At 57.5% G+C, this 19584-nt stretch carries 9 protein-coding genes and 1 riboswitch; all 9 genes read left to right on the forward strand.

The window, feature by feature from the left end:
* Window positions 1-80: 80 nt before the first annotated feature.
* The 9 genes from JL719_RS10715 (at window position 81) to atzF (ending at window position 19473) form a co-directional block, all read left to right on the forward strand.
* Window positions 81-5168, forward strand: a complete 5088-nt coding sequence (locus tag JL719_RS10715) for a PAS domain S-box protein (protein WP_051669908.1) — start codon at window positions 81-83, stop codon at window positions 5166-5168.
* A gap of 1 nt (window position 5169) precedes the next feature.
* A complete protein-coding gene (locus JL719_RS10720) occupies window positions 5170-9441 on the forward strand; it encodes a response regulator (RefSeq protein ID WP_051669906.1) in 4272 nt (1423 codons plus the stop codon).
* A gap of 306 nt (window positions 9442-9747) precedes the next feature.
* Window positions 9748-9848, forward strand: a riboswitch (guanidine-I (ykkC/yxkD leader).
* 62 nt (window positions 9849-9910) lie between these two features.
* A complete protein-coding gene (locus tag JL719_RS10725; RefSeq protein WP_033156390.1) occupies window positions 9911-10906 on the forward strand; it encodes an ABC transporter substrate-binding protein in 996 nt (331 codons plus the stop codon).
* Window positions 10907-10921: 15 nt separating this feature from the next.
* The gene (locus JL719_RS10730) at window positions 10922-11731 is read left to right on the forward strand and encodes an ABC transporter permease (RefSeq protein WP_033156389.1); all 810 of its coding nucleotides are present in this window, start codon (window positions 10922-10924) and stop codon (window positions 11729-11731) included.
* Window positions 11732-11736: 5 nt separating this feature from the next.
* Window positions 11737-12576, forward strand: a complete 840-nt coding sequence (locus JL719_RS10735; RefSeq protein ID WP_033156388.1) for an ABC transporter ATP-binding protein — start codon at window positions 11737-11739, stop codon at window positions 12574-12576.
* A gap of 18 nt (window positions 12577-12594) precedes the next feature.
* Window positions 12595-13326: an urea amidolyase associated protein UAAP1 gene (locus JL719_RS10740; protein WP_033156387.1), complete on the forward strand. Its 732-nt coding sequence runs from the start codon at window positions 12595-12597 to the stop codon at window positions 13324-13326.
* A gap of 25 nt (window positions 13327-13351) precedes the next feature.
* The gene (locus tag JL719_RS10745; protein WP_033156386.1) at window positions 13352-13990 is read left to right on the forward strand and encodes an urea amidolyase associated protein UAAP2; all 639 of its coding nucleotides are present in this window, start codon (window positions 13352-13354) and stop codon (window positions 13988-13990) included.
* 69 nt (window positions 13991-14059) lie between these two features.
* Window positions 14060-17668 carry an urea carboxylase gene (gene uca, locus JL719_RS10750; protein ID WP_033156385.1) on the forward strand — a complete coding sequence of 1203 codons (3609 nt, stop codon included), beginning with the start codon at window positions 14060-14062 and terminating at the stop codon, window positions 17666-17668.
* Window positions 17665-19473 carry an allophanate hydrolase gene (atzF, locus tag JL719_RS10755; RefSeq protein WP_033156384.1) on the forward strand — a complete coding sequence of 603 codons (1809 nt, stop codon included), beginning with the start codon at window positions 17665-17667 and terminating at the stop codon, window positions 19471-19473. Before uca ends, atzF begins: the two co-directional genes overlap by 4 nt.
* Window positions 19474-19584 lie beyond the last annotated feature (111 nt).

Consider the following 19584-nt stretch of genomic DNA (forward strand, 5'->3'; position numbering starts at 1 on the left):
AACCCGGCCAATAAGCAGCCGGGCTATTTAAATTAGAAATCCCCCAGGCAGTCGCTATACTCTCAGCACGAGGAGGGTTTATGCGTGAAGCAATGGCGCCTGCATGGCTGAGATGGATAGCTGCTGCCGGGCTTTATATCGTAACGGCCAGATTGGCTTTGTTGTATTTCGCGCCCAATGGCAGTGCCAGTGTGTTTTTTATTGCCAGCGGGCTGGCATTGGCGGCCATTTTGCTGGGCGGCCGCCACTATCTCTGGGCAATATTCATCGGGGCCTTGGCGCTTAATCTGTGGCAAGGCAAAGCGTTATTGAGCGCGACCAGCATATCAATCGGTAGTACCTTCGGCGCCTGGTCCGGCGCTTGGTTGCTGCAGCGCATCCGCGGCTTCGACCGTTCTCTGAAAACGCTGCGCGATTATCTGGTGCTGATAAGTGTAGGCGGCGTTGTCGCTTGTTCGTTGACTGCGGCAATCGGCACGTTGACTTTGTTTGCTGGCGGATTTATCGGCGAGGAAGCTGTGCTTTCCTCGCTGCTACATTGGTGGATGGGCGATACGCTGGGCGTGATATTGGTTACGCCGCTGATTTTGGTCTGGACTAACAGTGCCTGCAAGCTGCAGGGGGCTAAAGCGTTCAGCGAAGCCATGATGATTATTGCGCTGAACTTTTTGGTGGGGCAGTTGGTGTTTCTCGACTGGTTTCACGACAGCCTCGGCGCTTACGCGAAAAGTTACTGGATATTTCTATTTGTCAGTTGGGCGGCTGTTCGTCTTGGCAGCCGCGCTACCACGCTGATTTTGGTCGTTACCGCCACACAGGCCATGTTCGGCTTGGTTTGGCGACGTTCCGGCCTGACCGATCCCAGCTTGGGCGATAATCACGAAATCAACTATTGGTTTTTCATGGTGGTGCTATCGGTAGTGGGCATGGCGTTAGCCTGCTATTTTTCCGAGCGGCAAAGGGCCTTGGAAACCTTGGCCGAAAAAGAAGATTTGCTACGCACCTTGTTAAAGGCCATGCCCGACAAAATATGGCTGAAAGATCCCGACGGCGTTTACCTGCTGTGTAACCCGAGCTTCGAACCCCTGTACGGCAAGCCTGAACAGCTTATCGTCGGCAAGACCGATTACGATTTTGTCAGCCGCGAACAAGCCGATAAATACCGCGAACAGGATGCTAAAGCCATGGCCGCCGGCGAGCCTATCCGCAATCAGGACTGGATAAGCTATGCCGACGGCAAGCATAAAGCACTCTACGAAACCATTAAAACCCCGGTTAATTCCTGCGACGGCAAATTGATCGGCGTGCTGGGCATGGCCCGAGATATTAGCCAGCTGCATGCAACGCAGATCGCCTTAAATGAGCGCATCAAGGAACAAAAATGTCTGCACGCGGTTTTTCGCGCCACCGAGGATTTAGAAAAGCCTTTGCCGGAGGTGCTACAGCGCGTTGTTGACTTATTACCTGCCGGCTGGCTTTGTCCCGAAGCAACCGCTGCCCGCATGGAATGGGACGGCCAAAGCTATGTCAGCGGCGATTTCAAAAATTCCAGCAGCTTACTGACCGTACCCATTCAAATCGATGGTATAGCGTCCGGCAGTATCTCGATCGCTAATCTGCAACCGCAGCCCGAGCATCCGGACGATCAGTTTTTAGGCGAAGAACGACTCTTGCTCGATGCCGTGGCGGAACGGGTGAGTAGCTTTATAAAACGCCGGATCATCGAGGAAAAAGCCAGAAATCGCGAGCGGATTTTCAGCGCCATCGTCTCGCAGGCCACCGATGCGATTACGCTAATTGATGCCGAAACTTTCGAGTTCATCGAATTCAATGACGCCGCCTGCCAACACTTGGGGTATAGCCGCGAGGAATTCGCTGGCTTGCGCCTGCCGGATATTCAGGGCGAATTCGACGCTGCCCAGGTTCGCCAGATAGCGGATGATTTCATGCAAGCCGGCGGTGCACAATTCGATACCTTGCGCCGTCACAAGAACGGTACATTGTTGAATGTCCATGTCAGCATCAAAGTGATTGAAATCAGAGGCCGTAATTATTTGTCCCTGATTTGGTCGGACATTACGGAACGCAAGCAGATCGAGCAACAATTCCGCCACCTTTTTGATCACAACCCGGCGCCGATGTTGGTCTACGAGCGCGGCACGCTGGCCATGGTCGCGGTGAATGATGCGTTTATCCAGTTATATGGCTACAGCCAAACTGAAATCGTCGCACTCAAACTCACCGATCTGTTCCCGGAACAACAGCGACAAGCCATTGCAAGCTTGGCGGCCAGTCTGCGCGGTTTTGCCTATATCGGCGAGTGGCAGCATCTTCTTAAAGACGGCCGGGTAATCGACATCATCGTTCGCTCGCACGACATCCATTTTTCCGAGCGTGACTGTCGGGTAGCGGTGATTACCGACATTACCGAACTGAAACAGGCGGAAGCGGAACTGCGCAAACTGTGGCTTGCGGTGGAGCAAAGCCCCAACAGCATCGTCATCACCAATCTGCAAGCGGAAATCGAGTACGTCAATCAGCACTTTACGGCGGTCACCGGCTATAGCCGCGAGGAAGCCATCCGCCAAAATCCGCGGATCCTGCAATCCGGGCACACCGGTCAGGCCACTTACGACGAGATGTGGCATACCCTGACCCAAGGTAAAAGCTGGTCCGGTGAATTGATTAACCGCCGTAAAGACGGCAGCGAATACGTCGAATGGGCGCAGATCACGCCGGTAAGGCAAGCGGACGGTGCCGTCACTCACTATCTGGCCATTAAGGAAGACATTACCGAGAAAAAACGGGTGGAGAGCGAACTGGATTCTTATCGCCACCATCTGGAAGAGCTGGTGGCGGCGCGCACCGTAGAACTGGAACAAGCCCGGCAGGCTGCGGAAGCCGCTACGCTGGCGAAGAGCCAGTTTCTGGCCAATATGAGCCACGAAATCCGCACGCCGATGAATGCGATTCTGGGTATGTTGTATCTGGCGCTGAAGCAGGATTTACCCTCAACCTTGCACAACCATTTGACCAAGGCGCAGAGCGCCGCGCATTCGCTGTTGGGGATCATCAACGATATTCTGGACTTCTCTAAAATCGAAGCCGGTAAGCTGGAGTTTGAGTCTACCGAGTTTGCGCTGGACAGAGTGCTGGAGCAACTCACCGATGCTATCGGCCTACAGGCTGAGCAAAAAGGCGTGGAGTTTTTAATTCGCTACGATGTGAATATCCCCGCCACCTTAAGAGGCGATCCGCTACGCTTAAAACAGGTGCTGCTCAACCTGTGCGGCAATGCCATCAAATTCACCGAACGCGGGGAAGTGGAATTGGCGTTCCGGATGCTCAGCAAAAAGGCTGACGCGGTGATTTTGCAGATTTCGGTTCGCGATACCGGCATCGGCATGGATCGTGAGTTGCAAGGACGTTTATTTCAGAAATTTACCCAGGCCGATCAGTCCACTACCCGGAAGTTTGGCGGCACCGGCTTGGGATTGGCAATTAGCAAACACCTGGTGGAACTGATGGGCGGCAGGATCTGGCTGGAAGATTCGCAACCCGGCCAGGGCACGACTATTTGTTGCACGGTGCAACTGCAGATTGCCCAACAGGCCGAGGCGCGTCGCCGGGAATTGCTGGATCAGACCGGATCGTTACTGAAAGGCATCCGGGTGCTGGTGGTGGAGGACAACGACATTTCCCGAGAAATACTCGCGGAAATGTTGCGATTTTTTCAGTTGGACGTCAGCGTGGCCGGGGATGGCGCCACTGCGATTCGTTTACTGGAAACCGCCGCCGAGCATCCCTTCGATCTGGTGTTGATGGACTGGCGGATGCCCGGCATGAATGGCGACGAAGCCACTAGGCGGATTCATGCCGATGCGGCCATTGTGCTGCAACCTAAGGTGATCATGGTCACCGCATACGGCCGCGAAGACGTGATGTCGCTGGCTCACCAAGCCGGAGTAGACGGTTTTCTGATCAAGCCGGTTTCGCCGTCGTCGCTGTTGGATAGTATGCTGTCGGCATTGGGGCGGGGCGACGTCCTCGAAAGGCAGGAATCGCAGTATGCCGCCGCTCAGGCGCCGCCGAATTTGCTTGGCCGCCACGTTTTATTGGTAGAAGATAACGCCATCAATCGCGAATTTGCTGTCGAATTGTTGCGCAGTATGAATATCGCGGCGGATGAGGCGGTGAACGGGGAAGAAGCGTTGGCGATGGTGCAGCGGTATCAGTACGATTGCATATTGATGGACATCCAGATGCCGGTGATGGACGGTCTGGAGGCCACGCGGCGGATTCGCGCTTTGGCCGGGCAAGCGGGGGGAGAACGCTTCGCCAGTTTGCCGATTATCGCCATGACCGCGTTGGCAATGGCCCGCGATGCCGAAGAAAGCCGGGCGGCCGGCATGAACGACCACATTACTAAACCGGTGGAACCGCAAAGCTTGTTTTCCTGTTTGGCAAAATGGCTGCCTGCCGCTTCTAGCGATACGCAGGCCGAGACCTATGCGGTCAATGAAGCGCCGGCACGGGTGGTTTGTTCTCCCGAGTTATTGGGCCTGCAAAGTTTGCAAGTCAGCGAGGGTATTCGCCGCATCGGCGGAAAGGAAGCGGCTTACCGTAAACAACTCAGACGGTTTCGCGAACATTACGCCAACGCAGTAGACGAATTACAGCGTATATTGCAAACCGATAATCTCACGGCCGCTGAAAATTATTGTCATTCCTTGAAAGGCGTAGCCGGCAATATCGGCGCCAATGCATTTTACGAGTGCATTGCCGGCATTGATGCCGGGCTTAAACAACAGCAACGGCCTGCCGCGGAACACATTGAGCAGCTGCGCGACTTATTGCAACAAGTGATGACCGACATCGATAGTCTTACCCCGCCGCCGACGCCGGCCGCATTGCCGGCACAACCGCTATCGGTCGAGGCCATAAGCGCTAAAATTACCCGCTTAATGGCTGTGTTGGAAAGCGATTTAGGCGCAGCCGAAGCGTTAATCGGCGATTTACGCAAGGGTACGGCCGGAAGCGAGTTCGAAGCCGATTTCGAGGCGATTGCCGCCGAGGTCGATGCGTTTAACATAGATCAAGCCATCGCTATGTTGGTGGCGGTGCAACAACGCCTGCTGGCTGGGCCATCATTAGAGCAGCGAGATTAACATGTCCCAGACGAATAACAGCAAACCGAGTATTTTGATCGTCGATGACGTCAACGAAAATCTGCATGCTTTATTGAGCATTCTGCGCGAAGACTACGCCATTCTCGCCGCGACCAACGGCGAAAAAGCCCTGGAACTGGCGGTGCGCGCCCCAGGTCCGGACCTAGTATTGCTCGACATCAAAATGCCGGGCATGGACGGTTACGAAGTGTTGCGGCGGCTGAAGACCGATCCTATGACGGCCGATATTCCGGTCATCTTCGTCACGGCCCTGTCGGAATCGGCCGACGAGGCCGCCGGCCTTAAATTGGGTGCCGCCGATTACATCACCAAACCGATCAATCCCGATCTACTGAAACAGCGGATACTGACGCAACTGGAATTGCGCCAATATCGCCGCAAGCCACTAATTTCCTTGAACGAACAGATGTTGATCAGAGCGGAGCGGCCGGCACTGCTGCTGGTTGACGATATGCCGGAGAATATCCATGAATTGGCCGAGGCGCTGAAGGAGGAATACCGCATCCTGGTAGCCAACAACGGCCGCAAGGCGGTGGAAATAGTGTTGGGCTCCCATCCGCCCGACGTGGTGCTGCTGGACATCCTGATGCCGGAAATGGACGGGTATGAAGTGTGCCGGCGTATCAAGGCCACAGCCGTAGGCACCCGGATTCCGGTGTTATTCGTCAGCGTGGTGGACAAAACGGTGGACAAAGTGCGCGGCTTCTCGATTGGTGCCGCCGACTACATCACCAAGCCCTTTGACATCGACGAAGTGCGGGCGCGGATACGCACGCATTTGGAACTTAGCCGCTTGAATCATCATTTCGAGCAGTTGATTGAGCTGCACACCGCCGAGTTACAACACTTGGATTCCATCGTCTGCCGGTCTCCGGTGGTCGCGATAACCTGGCGCAACGCCGAGGATTGGCCGGTGAGTTACGTCAGTGCCAATATCGCGGATTGGGGTTATCGTCCGGAGGATTTGCGCTTGGGCAAAGTGAAGTATCTGGATTTGCTTCCGCCCGAAGACCGGTTTCGGGTCGAAGCCGAAGTCGCTCAACACATTGCCCATGGTCCGGACGAATATCATCAGGAATACCGCTTATTGCACGGCGACGGCCATTGGATATGGATTGATGAATTTACCCGGCTAAGCCGCAACGAGCAGGGCGAAGTGGAATCCTTCGACGGTTTGCTGAATAACATCACCGCCCGCGTCGAAGCCGAGCTGGCTTTGCGGGAGCGGGAGCATCAATTACGGGTGATGGGCGATAATCTGCCGGACGGCTATGTGTATCGTTACCGAATCTGGCAGGACGGGCGGACCGCTCTGCAATACATTAGCGCCGGGGTGGAGAAACTGCACGGGCTGAAGCCCGCGCAACTGATCGAAGACATCAATCCGTTCTTTGCGCAAATGGCGCCTGAGTCGCTTCAGCAATACCGGGAAGAGGAAGCCGAATGTCTCAGGGAATTAAAAGTCTATAAAGGCAGCGTGTTATTCAATCCGCCAAGCGGCCGCCAGTGCTGGATTGCATTTCGGTCCAGCCCAAAACGGCAAGCCGATGGCAGCGTGGTTTGGGATGGTGTGGGCGTTGATGTCACTCAGCGTATAGAGAACGAACAAAAGCTGATTTTACAGGCCCGGCGTGCGCAAGCTTTGTTGGAACTGCCAAAGGCGTCGGAAGACTTGAACGAGGCGGAATTCATCCGGCGCGGCATGCTTCTGGCGGAAGAGCTAACTGCCAGCCAAATGGCTTTTGTATACTTTATCAATCCTGACGAAGACTGTATGGAACCGGTGGCCGAGTCTCGAGCGCGGCAGGAACCACGTGGGAAAACCGTCGCGGACAGCCGTATTCTTCTCAGCCAAGCCGGTATCTTGGGTGAGTCCGTCAAAAACCGCCAACCGGCGGTTTTCAATAATATACCGGTCCATCTCCCTAAAGAGTTTGTCGTAACCGCCAATACAGAAGCCTTTCCCCGGCTTCCTGCTGCTGGTTTTTCCGATGCGCAGCCTGAATTGCGTCGGCTGATTTCCGTGCCGGTGATCGAGAATGGCAAAGTGGTGATGCTAACCGGTGTGGCGAACAAAGCGACCGACTATACCGAGCTGGATGTCGAAACCGTTCAGCTCATCTCGAACGCCCTGTGGCGCATCGTGCAACGCCAGCGCGTCGAGAAAAAAGCCGCCCGTTTCAGCCAGGTGTTGGCGCGATCCACCAATGAAATCCATATTTTCGATAGCCAGACCCTGCGGTTTATTGATGTGAACCAGGGTGGGCGGGACAATCTGGGTTATTCAACACAAGAGCTTGAACGGATGACGCCGTTGGATATTAACCCTGAGCTAAATGAGGAGGCCTTTGAACAGCTGTGCGCGCCTTTGCGGGCGGGTAGCAAGAGCCGCTGCGATTTCTCAACGATACACCGGCGTAAAGACGGTAGCGAGTATCCGGTTGAAGTTCATCTGGAATTAATCGATGACCAGCCCCCGTTATTTGTGGCCATCATTAACGATATGACGGAAACTCGGCAAATGCAGGAGCGCATCGTGCAATTATCGCGGTACGATCCGGTTACCGGTTTGCCGAATCAATTTTTCTTCGAAGACTTGCTGGCCGCCGCCATCGCGCAAGCCGAGCATCAGCAGCACGATATTGCCGTATTGCGTTTGGATATTGAAAATTTCCATACGATTGATGACACCTACGGTTACGAAATCGGCGATCAAACGCTGAAAATCATTGCCAACCGCTTGGTCAAGGCCGCCGGCAGCGAGGGCCTTGTCACCCGGATGGCCAAGGACAATTTTAATATTGCCTGTTCGGATATCGATAGCCCATCGGCAGCCGAACAATTTGCTGAAGCCCTGCGGGCGGCTGTGACGGAATCGGTGGTGCTGGCCCAGCATGAAATTCATCTGGAAGCCAAGATCGGTATCAGTTTTTATCCCTCAGATGCGAAAACAGCCAGCGAGTTGGTGCAGCGCGCCGGGATTGCTTTAAATCACGCCAAAGCCGACAAGGTGTCCAGTTTTCGTTTCTTCAAGCAAGACATGAATGAGCGGTTACTGGCCAGAATCGCACTAACCAACGACATGCGCCACGCTATCGAGCGTGAACAATTTGAGCTTTATTACCAGCCTCAAGTCGATCTTGCCAGCGGAAAAATCATTGGTTTGGAAGCCTTGGTACGCTGGAATCATCCCGTGCAAGGTTTTATGCCGCCGAATAAATTTATCCCTTTGGCGGAAGAGTCCGGCTTGATCGTGCCTTTGGGGGATTGGATTCTCAAACGCGCCGTATCGCAAGCCAAGGAATGGCGGGATGCCGGGCTAATCCCTGAAGGCTTTACCGTTGCTGTGAACGTCTCTGCCATACAAATGCAGGCGGGTGGCTTGGTCGATTTGCTAAAGCAGTTATTTGCTGATACCGATTTGCCGGCCCGTTATATTGAATTGGAACTCACCGAAAGTTTGTTGATGACGAATGTAAGCGAGACCCTGACGCTGCTGAAACAGCTGAAGGACCTGAGCATTCAGCTGTCGATTGACGATTTCGGCACCGGCTATTCGTCGCTTTCCTACCTCAAACAATTTTCGGTGGACAAGCTCAAGATAGACAAAAGCTTTATCGACAATGTGGTCACCGACTCGAACGATGCGGTGATTGTGCAAGCCACTATCGCCATGGCGCACAGCTTGGGCCTAGCCGTCATCGCAGAAGGAGTGGAAAGCCAGGGGCAAACCAGTTACCTGAGAAGGCTGCGCTGCGATCAGATACAGGGTTATTATTTCAGTCGGCCGTTGCCCGGCGCTGAGATTCGGCAGTTGTTGCAGGCCGGAACCCTACTGCGTTTACCTTCGGATGAACAAAAACCGCAAGTGCTTATCGTGGATGACGAACCGTATATCATGTCGGCGCTGAAGCGCTGCTTGTGGCGGGACGATTATGAAATTTTGACGGCCGGCAGTGGCCAAGAAGCACTGGAGTTGTTGGCCAATCATCCGGTTATGGTGATTATCTGCGATCAACGTATGCCGGAAATGACCGGTACGGAGTTTTTGTCGCGCGTTAAAATCATGCACCCGCGAACGGTGCGAATGATTATTTCCGGCTATGCCGATTTAAACACTATCACTGAGGCCGTTAACAAAGGCGAAATATACAAATTCCACAAAAAGCCTTGGGACGACGATGAATTACGCAACGACGTTCGGGAAGGCATCGCGCGTTATTACGCCTCTGAAAACATCCGGTCATTGTAGAGGCTTGCAATCGGCGATTTTGTGTCATCCGGCAAAGGGAAATACGACATCTTTGCTGGGCAAGATGTTGTTTAAAACAAGGCCTTTCGCAAACCGGCCAAAACGCCAATAAGCAAGCTTAATTAGAATTTTGTGCACCAAGTTGGATCTGATTTTATTTTTGCTTGCACCACTAAAACGCAAAACGCTGGATTTTGCAGGCGGTGCTGTTTTATATATTATTGATTTATATATAAATTTATGTATGGCATACAGCTTGCTGTATAGAACTACAACACGTGAGGCGCGATCATAAAAGCGCCTTAACAAAATGGTGACTAGGGTTCCGGCTCAATTTTGGGCGTCAGCGACCGAGAGTTGCCGGCTTCTTTCGGGGAGCTACACGGCGGGATAAAAGCCCGGGAGGTCAGACGGTTTTATAAACCGGTCCGCCTCTACGTGTAGCTTTTCAACCCGACTGGAGCTACTCATGACATCTACTTCCTCCCACTGCCTGTCCCGATTAATTGCGCTTGTCCTTGCTGCGGCATTGTTTTGCTTGTCTAAACCGGCTGCCGCTGAGGTAAAGGTTGGGGTCAGCGATTGGCCTGGCTGGGTGGCCTGGTACGTCGCCGAACACAAGGGCTACTTCAAAAAGTACGGCGCCAAGGTCAAACTGGTTTGGTTTGCCAATTACACCGATTCCATCTCGGCCTTGTCCGCCGGCCAGTTGGACGCCAACTGTCAGACCTGGTCCGACACCATGGCACCGCTGAGCAAAAACATACCGGTCAAAGCCATTCTGGTCAACGACAATTCCGACGGCAACGACGCCTTGATGGTCAATCCCGCCATCAAAAGCTTCGCCGACCTGAAAGGCAAAACCGTCGCCCTCGAACAATATTCGATTTCCCACTTCGTGCTCGCCACCGCGCTGAGCAAGAACGGCCTGAGTTTCGACGACATCAAAACGGTAAACCTGTCGGCCGGCGACGCGGCGGCGGCATTCTTGAGTGGCCGGGTCGATGCGACCGTGGTGTGGAATCCCTGGGTCAACAACATTCAGACCAGCGGCAAAGGTACGGCCTTATTCACCTCCAAAGACATGCCCGGCCTGATCCCGGATTTACTGGTGGCTAGGGTTAAAGCCATCGAAACCCACCGCGCCGAGCTTGTGGGCATGATCAAGGCTTGGCAGGATACCCAACGCTTTATCCGCGAGCAGCCGGATCAAGCCGTCACCGTCATGGCCAAAGTGGTCGGCATGAAACCGGAGGCCTACAAAGTGTTTCTGCCCGGCACCCGTTTCTTCACATTGGAAGACAACCTGAAAGCCTTGGGGCAGGTCAGCGAACCGGCGTCGTTGGCAGCGGTCGGCCCGACCATCGCCGCCTTTTTGAAAGACAACCGTTTGATCGACAGCGTGCCGGATTTGGCGGTCGGCGTCGATGCCTCGTTGGTGGCCGAAGCGCTCGCCGCTCACTAGCTCGGGGTGACGACGATGACTGGCAATTTAAATCCGCGGCGACCGCTATGGGCGATACGCGGCAGTTTGGAACGGCGTACGCATTGGCTGATTGCCATCAGCGGTTTGCTGTCGGCGCTGCTGGCTTGGTGGTGGGCCTCCGCCGGCGGCGCGATAGACCCGGTGTTTTTGCCGACCCCGCCGCTTGTGCTGGACAGCGCCTGGGCATGGCTGCGCGACGGCGATCTGCTCGGCGACGTGGCGATCAGCGTTTACCGGGTCGTGGCCGGGTTTTTATTGTCGGCGGTATTGGCCTTGCCCTTGGGCGTGCTGGTCGGCACCTATGCGCCGGTCAAGGCCCTGTTCGAACCGTTGACCGACTTCATCCGCTACATGCCGGCGGCGGCCTTCATCCCCTTGGTAATGCTGTGGGTCGGCATCGACGAGGGCGCCAAGATTGCGATTATCTTCATCGGTACCTTCTTTCAAATGCTGCTGATGATCGCCGAAGACGTGCGGCGGGTGCCGATGGAGCAAATCGAAGCGGCGCAGACCATGGGCGCCGACCGCGACGAAATCGTGATGCGGGTGATCATGCCGTCGGCCAAACCGGCCATTCTGGATACCTTGCGGGTGACGATGGGCTGGGCCTGGACTTATCTGGTAGTGGCCGAGCTGGTGGCGGCCAACTCCGGCCTGGGCTTTGCCGTGCTGAAGGCGCAACGCTTTTTACAGACCGACAAAATCTTCGCCGGCATCATTCTGATTGGGTTATTCGGCCTGGCTACCGACCAATGCTTCCGCTGGGCGCATCGCCGCAGCTTCCCTTGGCTGTACCGGAGATAGCGCCGATGACGAATCCCATCATTCAAATCCGCCAATTGCAAAAACGCTTTGCCGCCAACGGCGCGGACATCGTCGCCTTGCAGGATGCCGACCTCGACCTTGCGCCCGGCGAATTCGTCACGCTGGTCGGCGCCTCCGGTTGCGGTAAATCGACCTTGCTGCGCATCGTTGGCGGCTTGGAGCCGGCCAGCGGCGGCACGGTCAACGTCGACGGTTTGCCTATCGCCGGCCCCGGCATCGACCGGGCCATGGTGTTCCAGCATTACAGCCTGTATCCGTGGTTGAGCGTGACCGACAACATCAAGTTCTGCCGGCAATTGAAGGTACATCGAGACGTATCGACGCTGAGCGATGTCGAGTCCGCCGAAGGCCGGGCCGACGCCCTGATCCGTTTGATGGGCCTGAGCCACGTCGCTGACGCCTATCCGAATCAGTTGTCCGGCGGCATGCAGCAGCGGGTGGCGATTGCCAGGGCCTTGATGGCGCGGCCGCGCATCCTGCTGATGGACGAGCCGTTCGGCGCGCTGGACGCCCAGACCCGCGAGGTCATGCACGATCTGATCCTGCACGTTTCCATCCTGGAAAAGACCACGGTGCTGTTCGTTACCCACGACGTGGAAGAAGCGATTTATCTGGCGCACCGGGTGGTGCTGATGGCGCCGCGGCCGGGACGCATCGCCGCGGTCCACACCGTGCCGTTGCCGGACCACCGCGACCAGGACATGAAGCAGACCCCGGACTTCATTGCCTTAAAAAAACAAATTTTGGCCGGCATCCGCGACACGTCCGGCATGCAGACCGACTATGAACTGCTCGAGCGCCTGGGCCAGAATCCGGCGCCGTAAATCTATTAGGAGACCAACATGACTTTAGCGGCAATCAATCCTGCAGACCTGCTTTGGAGCGAGACCCTACCGGGCGGCGCCCACACTTCGTTTCGGATGCGGCGCGGCAACCGGCTGCGCCTGACCGACAGCGAAGGCGGCGCCAACTTGTCGGCCTTGTTCATCAACAATGACGAACGTAGCGAACGCTACAACATGGCCGACACTTTAAAAGCGCAACACACGTTTCATCTGACTGAAGGCTTTGTCTGCTACTCGGACATGGGCCGGGTGTTGTGCTCGCTTACCGCTGACACATTGGGCTGGCACGATACCGTATGCGGCGTGTCCGATGCCGCGCAAGTGTCGGCCAAATACGGCACGGCCAGCTACCAAAGCCATCGCAATGCGATGTACCGCAACGGCCGCGACAGCTTGTTGATCGAACTGGAGAAATGGGGGCTGGGCAAGCGCGACTTGGTCGGCAACGTCAATTTCTTCAGCAAGATAGCAGCCGACGCGGACGGCAACCTGCAATTTCAGGTGGGCCATTCCGCTCCAGGCAGCCAAGTCGAATTGCGCTTCGAAATGAACACGCTGGTGCTGCTGAGCAGTTGCCCGCATCCCTTGGACCCCAATCCGCATTACCAGCCCAAACCGGTGCTGTTAGAAGCCTATCGGGGCGCCTCGCCGGACCAACACGACAAATGCCGCAATTTCCGCCCGGAAAACGGCCGCGGCTTCAGCAATACCGAACGCTATTTTCTGTAATCACCGATCTAACGAGGACGAAACCATGCCCATCGTCGAGAGCACGCTCGATCCGAGCAACGCCATTTACGATTACACCTTGCCGGCCGGCGAGCCCTGGCTGCATACCATCAAGCACGGCCAGACCTTCCGCATCCTGGATTTGGAAGGCAACCAGGCGGTCGATACGCTGTTTTACAGTGCCGCCGACCATGAAGAACGCTATAGCGCCAGCGACACGATACGCCACCAGGGCAATCTGTACCTGAGCGCCGGCTCCAAATTGATGTCCGGCGAGGGTAACGTGCTGCTGACCATCGTCGCCGACACCTGCGGCCGCCACGACACCTTGGGCGGTGCCTGTGCCGCCGAAAGCAATACGGTGCGCTATGCCCTGGACAAAAAGCACATGCACAGCTGCCGCGACAGTTTTCTATTGGCCATCGGTCACGCCGACTGCGGTCTGGCCAAGCGCGACATCGCCAGCAACATCAATTTTTTTATGAACGTGCCGGTCACGGCCGACGGTCAGCTGACCTTTGCCGACGGCATTTCCGCGCCAGGCAAGTATGTGGAAATGCGGGCGGAGATGGACGTGATCGCGCTGATTTCCAATTGTCCGCAGTTGAACAACCCGTGTAACGCCTACAACCCGACGCCGGTGCGCCTGCTGATCTGGGATTGACCCTTAATCCGCGCCGGGACGGCCCGGCGCCGGTATGTCAAGGCGGGACGGCCCGCCAAACGAGGATTCATGTTTAACAAGGTATTGATCGCCAATCGCGGCGAAATCGCCTGCCGCATCATCCGGACTTTAAAGGAATTGGGTATAGCCAGTGTCGCGGTGTATTCCGAAGCCGACGCCCATGCCCGCCACGTCCAGGAAGCCGACGAAGCGGTATGTGTCGGCGGAGCGGCGGCGGCCGACAGCTATTTGCGCAGTGAGCGAATTCTTGAAGCAGCGGTGGCAACGGGTGCCCAGGCCATCCATCCCGGCTACGGTTTTCTGAGCGAAAACGCCGAGTTCGCCGAGCAATGCGCTGCGGCCGGCATTGTTTTCATCGGCCCGACGCCGGAACAATTGCGGCGCTTTGGTTTGAAGCACACTGCCCGCGAAATCGCCAAAACCTGCGGCGTGCCGTTACTACCGGGCACAGGCTTGCTGGCGGACATCGATCAGGCCGTAGCGTCGGCAGCCGCAATCGGCTACCCGTTGATGCTGAAAAGCACCGCCGGCGGCGGCGGTATCGGCATGCGCTTGTGCCGCAACGACACGGAACTGCAAGAGGCCTTTACCGTCGTGCAGCGCTTGAGCGCGGCCAATTTTAAAGACAGCGGCCTGTATCTGGAGAAGTTCATCGAACGCGCCCGCCATATCGAGGTGCAGATTTTCGGCGACGGCGCCGGGCGGGTGATCCATTTGGGCGAGCGCGATTGTTCGGTACAGCGCCGCAACCAGAAAGTAATCGAGGAAACCCCGGCGCCGGGCCTCAGCGAGGCGACGCGAGAAGCGCTTTATCGCCATGCCCTGGCGCTGGCCGAGGCGGTAAATTACCGTTCCGTCGGCACCGTCGAATTCGTTTACGACCAGGACAGCGGCGAATTTTATTTCCTGGAGGTCAACACTCGGCTGCAAGTCGAACACGGCGTGACCGAACAAGTCACCGGCACCGATCTGGTCGAGTGGATGCTGTGGCTGGCGGCCGGCGACAGCACGTTCCTGGATCAGTATCGGCACGCGCCGCAGGGTTGGGCTATGCAGGTCAGGGTGTACGCCGAAGACCCGAACAAGAACTTCCAGCCCTCGGCCGGCCTGTTGAGCGAGTGCCGTTTTCCGGTCGGCGTCCGGGTCGACCACTGGCTGGAGAACGGCCTGGAAGTCACGCCTTATTACGACCCTTTGCTGGCCAAAGTCATCGTTCACGCCGGCGACCGCGAACAGGCGCTGGCGCAAATGGATGCGGCCTTGGCCGAAACTCGCCTATACGGCATCGTAACCAATCTGGTCTATTTGCGGCAGATCGTCGCCGACGAGGTGTTCCGCAGCGGTCGCCAGATTACCGCTTATCTGGCCGGACTGACTTACCTTCCGCGCACCCTGGACGTGCTGGAAGCCGGCACGCAAAGCATGATCCAGGATTATCCTGGCCGCCTGGGTTATTGGGACGTCGGCGTGCCGCCGTCCGGGCCGATGGATATGCTGGCCTTTCGCTTGGCGAACCGGATTTTGGGCAACCCGGAACACGCGGCCGGGCTGGAAATGGCGATTAACGGCCCCAGCCTGCGCTTCAATTTCGCTACCCGCATCGTGTTGACCGGCGCGACGATGACGGCCGAATTGAACGGCCAGGCCGTCGCATTTTGGCAAGCCATAGCGGTATCCGCCGGTGACGTGTTGAAACTGGGCACTATCGCCGGCCAGGGTTGCCGCGCTTACCTGGCGATCCAAGGCGGCTTCGACGTGCCGGAATATCTGGGCAGCCGCGCCACATTCACGCTGGGCCAATTCGGCGGCCATGGCGGCCGGGTGCTGCGGGTCGGCGACGTGTTGCCGGTCGTAACGGAAGCTGCCATGACCGAGGAAGTTGTGCCGGATTCGGCCGCGCTACCGGTTTATTCGGAGCACTGGCAGATCGGCGTGCTGTACGGCCCGCACGGCGCGCCGGACTTTTTTACCGACGAGGACATAGACGAATTTTTCGCGACCGACTGGGAGGTGCATTACAACTCCAACCGCACCGGCATCCGTCTGATCGGCCCGAAACCGCGTTGGGCCCGTAGCGACGGCGGCGAGGCCGGTTTGCATCCGTCCAACATCCACGACAATGCCTATGCGATCGGTGCGGTGGATTTCACCGGCGACATGCCGGTGATACTCGGTCCGGACGGTCCGAGTCTGGGCGGCTTCGTCTGCCCTGCCACCGTGGTCGCGGCCGAACTGTGGAAACTGGGCCAATTAAAGCCCGGCAATACAGTGCGATTTATCCGCCTGACCCGCGAACAGGCGGCGAAGCTGGATGCCGAGCTCGAACGGGTCCTAGCCCATCCTGCCGCTGCGGCCTTGCCCCAATTGCCGGCGGAAACGGTTACCCTGGAAAGCTGCATCCTCGCTCAACTGCCGGCCGATGCCGAGCGGGTGGCCGTCAGCTACCGCCAAGCCGGCGACCGCAATCTGCTGGTCGAATACGGTCCGCTGGTACTGGACATCAATCTGCGCTTTCGAGTACATGCCTTGATGACCTGGCTGCAACAACGCAGCATCGCCGGCATCGTCGACCTGACGCCGGGCATACGTTCCTTGCAGGTGCATTACGACCGGCGCTTGAAGCTGGACAAACTGATGCGGATTTTGGCCCAGGCCGAAGCCGAACTGCCGGCCATCGAAGATATGGAAGTGCCGACCCGCATCGTCTATCTGCCGCTGTCCTGGGACGACCCGTCCACCCAATTGGCCATCGAAAAATACATGCAATCGGTGCGTAAGGATGCGCCGTGGTGCCCAAGCAATATCGAATTTATCCGCCGCATCAACGGTCTGGACTGCATAGAGCAGGTCAAGGACATCCTGTTCAACGCCAGCTACCTGGTGATGGGCTTGGGCGACGTCTACCTCGGCGCGCCGGTGGCCACGCCGATCGATCCGCGCCACCGTTTGGTGACGACCAAATATAACCCGGCCCGCACCTGGACCCCGGAGAACGCGGTCGGTATCGGCGGCGCTTACCTGTGCGTGTACGGCATGGAAGGTCCGGGCGGCTATCAGTTCGTCGGCCGCACCGTGCCGATGTGGAACCGTTACCGGCAAACCGCCGATTTTCGCGACGGCAAGCCGTGGCTGCTGCGCTTTTTCGATCAAATTCGCTTCTTCCCGGTATCCGCCGAGGAATTGCTGCGTTACCGGCAGGACGTGATCAGCGGCAAGCTCAAGCTGGACATCCGCGAGGAAACCTTCAGTTTGCGCCAGTACAACGACTTTCTGCGCCGGCACGCCGACGAGATCGCCGCGTGCAAACAGCGCCAGCAAGCGGCCTTCGACGCCGAACGCGAACGCTGGGCGCACGCCGGGCAAGTGTATGCGGACGACCAGGCCGTCGCGGCGGCGGCCATCGATACCGAACTGGATTTGCCGGCCGGTGCCAGGGCCGTTGCCAGCCATATCGCCGGCAACGTCTGGCAGGTTTTGGTCCAGGCCGGAGATAGCGTCAAACAAGGCGACACCTTGGTGGTGGTCGAATCGATGAAAATGGAATTCCCGGTAACGGCACCGGCAGACGGCACGGTCTGGAAAGTGTTTTGCAACGAAGGTGCTCAAATCAGCGCCGGCCAGGATTTGCTGGTGCTGCAGGCCGGGGAAGGCTTATGAATACCTGGAGCGAATTGCCGGAGGTACTCAGCATCGCCGGGCTCAGCCAGGCTTACCGGGAAGGCGCGCTGACGCCAACGGCTTTGGTGAACATGCTGTGGCAGCGGTTGGAATCAGCGCCGCAGCGTGGGGTCTGGATCAGCCGCTTGCCGTTCGAACGGCTGCTGGCTTATGCCGAGGTGCTGGCGGCCCAGGCGCCGGACGACTTGCCCTTGTACGGCATCCCGTTTGCGATCAAGGACAATATCGATTTGGCCGATTTGCCCACCACAGCAGCTTGTCCGGCTTACGCCTACCAGCCGCAGCAGTCGGCTTTCGTGGTGCGGCAATTGATCGCCGCCGGGGCGATTCCAGTCGGCAAGACCAATCTGGACCAATTCGCGACCGGTTTGGTCGGCACCCGCTCGCCCTATGGCGTGTGCCGCAACAGCTTCGATCCAGATTACATCGCCGGCGGCTCCAGCTCGGGTTCGGCGGTCGCGGTGGCGACCGGTCTGGCCAGTTTTGCGTTAGGCACCGACACCGCCGGCTCCGGCCGGGTGCCGGCCGCGTTCAATAACCTGGTCGGCGTCAAGCCGACGCGCGGATTGTTAAGCACGTCCGGTGTGGTGCCGGCCTGCCGCAGCCTGGATTGCGTGTCGATCTTCGCTTTGACCGCCGCCGACGCCGAGCGGGTGCTGCGGGTCGCCAACGTTTACGACTCAGAAGATGCCTATAACCGCCCCGACCAGCCCTTGCCGGTGCCGCCGGGCTTTGCCGGCCGTTTCCGTTTTGGTGTACCGAAACCGGAACAACTGCAATTTTTCGGCGACCATGCGGCGGAAGCCTTGTTTGCCGATGCCATTGAGCAACTGGTGGAACAAGGCGGCAGCGCCGTCGAAGTGGACATCCAGCCATTGCTGGATGCCGCCGGCTTGCTCTACGCCGGACCCTGGCTGGCCGAGCGTTATCTGGTGGCCGGCGAACTGTTGCAGACCAACCTCGAAGGCTTATTTCCGGTGACGCTAGGCATTCTTGCCAAAGGCGCAAACTTGTCGGCCGCCGACGCCTGGCGCGCGTTTTACCGCTTGCAGGAATTGAAGGTGCGAAGCGACGCGATCTGGAGCCAAATCGATGTATTGGTGACGCCGACCACAGGCACCATCTATCCGATTGCCGCCGTCGAAGCCGAACCGCTCGAATTGAACAGCCGCTTGGGCTATTACACCAATTTCATGAATCTGCTAGACCTAAGCGCCATTGCGTTGCCGGCGGGTTTTCGCGGCAATGGCCTGCCGTTCGGCATCACCTTGTGCGCGCCGGCCTTTGCCGACCGGGCTTTGCTGGCCTTGGCGAAACGGCGCGAGAAATCGGCGCCGCATACATTGGGTGTCTCCCAAATCTTAAGCGCCGAATTTCCGGAAGCGGACAGCGACGATTCGTCCAGCTTCGTCCGGGTCGCGGTGTGCGGCGCGCATCTGTCCGGTCTGCCGCTGAATCATCTGTTGACCGGCCGCGGCGGTATTTTGCTGCAACGGACTCACACCGCGCCGAGCTACCGGCTGTACGCATTGCCGGACGGCAAGCGGCCGGGCATGGTGCGCGACGAAACCGGCGCGGCGATTGCCGTCGAGGTGTGGGCTTTGCCGATTGGACGCTACGGGGAATTCGTTGCCGAAATCCCGTCGCCTTTGGGTATCGGCAGCGTGCAGTTGCAGGACGGCACTAGCGTACAGGGCTTCGTTTGCGAAGCTGCTGCTGTGCGTGAGGCGCTGGACATTACCGATTACGGCGGCTGGCGCGCCTATCTTGCGCGCCCCGACTAAACCGCCGGTTTTAGCCGTTTAAATTTTCATAACCCCAACCATTTAAGCCGGATTTTCCGGCTGGCGGGAACACTTGCGCCCGAAAAACTTCGACGATTCATTTTCCGACAG

The sequence above is a fragment of the Methylomonas sp. LW13 genome, assembly GCF_016865255.1.
Lineage (GTDB): Bacteria > Pseudomonadota > Gammaproteobacteria > Methylococcales > Methylomonadaceae > Methylomonas.

What these genes read in the sequence shown, in the direction of transcription:
- JL719_RS10720 (WP_051669906.1), top strand. Translation starts at nt 5,170, where the DNA reads ATGTCCCAGACGAATAACAGCAAACCGAGTATTTTGATCGTCGATGAC.
- JL719_RS10740 (WP_033156387.1), top strand. Translation starts at nt 12,595, where the DNA reads ATGACTTTAGCGGCAATCAATCCTGCAGACCTGCTTTGGAGCGAGACC.
- JL719_RS10730 (WP_033156389.1), top strand. Translation starts at nt 10,922, where the DNA reads ATGACTGGCAATTTAAATCCGCGGCGACCGCTATGGGCGATACGCGGC.
- uca (WP_033156385.1), top strand. Translation starts at nt 14,060, where the DNA reads ATGTTTAACAAGGTATTGATCGCCAATCGCGGCGAAATCGCCTGCCGC.
- atzF (WP_033156384.1), top strand. Translation starts at nt 17,665, where the DNA reads ATGAATACCTGGAGCGAATTGCCGGAGGTACTCAGCATCGCCGGGCTC.
- JL719_RS10735 (WP_033156388.1), top strand. Translation starts at nt 11,737, where the DNA reads ATGACGAATCCCATCATTCAAATCCGCCAATTGCAAAAACGCTTTGCC.
- JL719_RS10725 (WP_033156390.1), top strand. Translation starts at nt 9,911, where the DNA reads ATGACATCTACTTCCTCCCACTGCCTGTCCCGATTAATTGCGCTTGTC.
- JL719_RS10745 (WP_033156386.1), top strand. Translation starts at nt 13,352, where the DNA reads ATGCCCATCGTCGAGAGCACGCTCGATCCGAGCAACGCCATTTACGAT.
- JL719_RS10715 (WP_051669908.1), top strand. Translation starts at nt 81, where the DNA reads ATGCGTGAAGCAATGGCGCCTGCATGGCTGAGATGGATAGCTGCTGCC.